Source organism: Halogeometricum sp. CBA1124 (assembly GCF_009741955.1).
Taxonomy (GTDB): domain Archaea; phylum Halobacteriota; class Halobacteria; order Halobacteriales; family Haloferacaceae; genus Halogeometricum; species Halogeometricum rufum.
Genome location: NZ_WPCD01000317.1, coordinates 1 through 2,371, shown reverse-complemented (window position 1 = coordinate 2,371; position 2,371 = coordinate 1). Strand labels below are relative to the sequence as shown.

Annotated in this window: 3 protein-coding genes and 1 pseudogene; 1 reads left to right on the top strand and 3 read right to left on the bottom strand. The window is 72.0% G+C overall.

All coding sequences use genetic code 11. The features are described from left to right. Positions 1-287 precede the first annotated feature (287 nt). Positions 288-728 carry a hypothetical protein gene (locus GJ632_RS20965; RefSeq protein WP_394351846.1) on the top strand — a complete coding sequence of 147 codons (441 nt, stop codon included), beginning with the start codon at positions 288-290 and terminating at the stop codon, positions 726-728. A 162-nt stretch (positions 729-890) separates the two neighbouring features. On the opposite strand, the gene GJ632_RS24450 is transcribed toward GJ632_RS20965, so the two are convergent. The 3 genes and pseudogenes from GJ632_RS24450 to GJ632_RS20955 form a co-directional block, all read right to left on the bottom strand. Then, positions 891-1,526 carry a PQQ-binding-like beta-propeller repeat protein gene (locus GJ632_RS24450; RefSeq protein ID WP_343161307.1) on the bottom strand — a complete coding sequence of 212 codons (636 nt, stop codon included), beginning with the start codon at positions 1,524-1,526 and terminating at the stop codon, positions 891-893. Positions 1,527-1,897: 371 nt separating this feature from the next. Next, on the bottom strand, positions 1,898-2,086 hold the full coding sequence (locus GJ632_RS24440; protein WP_231751737.1) for a twin-arginine translocation signal domain-containing protein: 189 nt from the start codon (positions 2,084-2,086) through the stop codon (positions 1,898-1,900). A gap of 51 nt (positions 2,087-2,137) precedes the next feature. Further along, a pseudogene (locus GJ632_RS20955) lies at positions 2,138-2,371 on the bottom strand (EamA family transporter); the annotation flags it as partial.

Below are 2,371 nucleotides of genomic sequence, written 5' to 3'. Positions count from 1 at the left end.
CGACGCTCGAACCGGTCATCGTCGGCCCGGACGCGACGGACCCCGCTGACGTCGCCGACGACGCCCTCATCAACATCGACAACGTGTTCGTGATGGACGACGGCCGCGTCCTCTGCTGTGAGGACGCGGACACGTTCGGGCGCTCCTACAGCAACGACTGCATGTACGTCTACACGCTCCGGAGGCGAACGGAAACGGCGACGAAGACGAGGACGAGAACGGAAACGGCGACGAAGACGAGGACGAGAACGGAGACGACGATGGGAACGGGAACTGACGGCGGTTCCGTGCAGTCGCCGCGCGCGTCGACGACCGACGACGGCGCGGCCAGCGAGCGAACGGCGTCCGTCCACCGCGAGTACGTCCTCGACGTCCGCATCGTCGAGCGACCGACCGCGGGCGACGAGACAGTCTACCGGTTCGAGGCCCCCGAACACCGGGGCATCGAGTTCGACGACCCGGAGATGGCGGAGTTGTACGCCGACGTCTACTTCGACGTCAACGGGTTCTGCGAGGAGGGAACCGGCGAACGCGGCGTCCCGCCGGAGGTCATCCAGGCGGGGCGGGACACCCTCGCGGCGTACTTCCTCACCCGGCCCACCACGGACACCAACTGGGTGGCGTCGTTCTACGGCGTGAAGACGTCGAAGGTGGAGCGGTACGTCTCGTGGGTGCAGCGACGCGCCGAGGAGATACGCGAGGGAGCCAGAGAGCGCGGACTGGAGTGACGGCGTGCGGTCCCGCCGAGCGACGGCGCGGCACGCGTCGGCGGACGCGGAACCGTCGGACGACGGGTCGGCGGCGCTCGGAGAGTCGTATTCGTGGCGGGGAAACTGCCCGCACCGGTTCGCGCCGTCGCTGTCGGCAATCGGAACCCGCGCTCCGCATCCTCACGTCTCGGACGCGGAGAACCGACGAACCCACCACATCGAGGAGACGTACAACCGCCCGTCGTCGAGGACGGCGGCCCGAAGCATCTCGTGGTCGGGCAGCCACCCGCACCGGTTCTCGTAGTCGCTTTCGACCAGCGGAACCCGCGCCCCGCGTTCGCCGTCGTCGGTCACCCGGTGGAGCGTGCCGGACTGGTCGACGACCAACGTGCCCGACTCATCCGCGGCCAGCGCACCGACTCGGACCCCGGCCTCGTACGTCCACCGGCGCGTCCAGGACCCTCCCGTCTCGCCCGGCGCGGAGAGGGCGACGACGCGCCCGGACTCCCCGCCGAGGTAGAGCGTGCCGGCGTCGAAGGCGGCGGCGGTCACGTCCGCTATCGGTTCCCGTCGACCGCTCACCGACCCCTCCGCGGGGTCCACTGCCGCGAGCACGCCGTCTGTCGTGACGACGAACACCGTCTCGTCGGCGACGACGGGCCGCCAGTCGGGTTCACCCGGGAGCGAGACGGACCACCGGACCGCGCCCGTCGCGGGCGGACCCGCCGCACGATACCGTCTTCGGACGCGGCGACGACCACGTCCGCGGCGCGAACCGCGCCCGTCCGAACCATCGTCGCCACCTCGGTGGCCCACAGTTCGGTGCCGTCCGACGGGTCGAGGGCGACGACGTGGTGGGTGTAGTCGCCGCCGTCCGACGGGTCGGCGTCCGGGTCCTCCGAGTGAGAGACGCGACGTAGACGCGGCCGTCGGCAACCAGCGGTCGCCCCCACGCCCCGCCGCCGAACTCCTCCGCGCCGTCCGCGTCGTACTCCCACCGGAGGCGACCCGTCTCGGCGTCGTGGGCGCGGACGGTGTCGACGCCGGTGCCGACGTAGACGGTATCGTCGCGGAGGGCGAGGACACCGAATCCGCCGCCCACCGACACCGTCGTCCAGTTGGCCTGTCCGCGGTACGGGTCGAGGACGGCGAGGCGGTACCGGTCGCCCCCGGTGACGCCGTGCCCTTCAGGGACGAGGAGGCCGCGTTCCGTCGGGACGACCGGCCCCCAGTACTCGCCGTGGTACGTCCACAGCGGTTCCGTCGGGGGGGCGACAGTGCGGTCGCTCCGCGAGGTACCACCCGCCGCCGAGGACGCCGGCCGTGCCGGCGACGCCGAGTCCGCGGAGGACCTCTCTGCGGGACCACTCGGGCATCGTTCCGGAGACGCGTCAGCGTCGGTAAATGTCTTCCGCAGCACCGAACCGTCACAGCGCGATGAGGCCGACGCCGGTGACGGCGAGTGCGGCGGCGACGAGGCGCGTCCCGAACGCGCGTTCCCGGAGGACGACGCCGCCGAGGAGGACGGCGACGACGGCCTGCGTGTTGATGACCGGCGAGGCGATGCTGGCCGGGGCGGCGGCGAACGCCAGCGACGTGACGTGTTCGCCGAGGGCGACGCCCGCGCCCGCGAGGGCGAACTCGGCAGGTCCCCGCGCACG

What these genes read in the sequence shown, in the direction of transcription:
- GJ632_RS24440 (WP_231751737.1), bottom strand. Translation starts at nt 2,086, where the DNA reads ATGCCCGAGTGGTCCCGCAGAGAGGTCCTCCGCGGACTCGGCGTCGCC.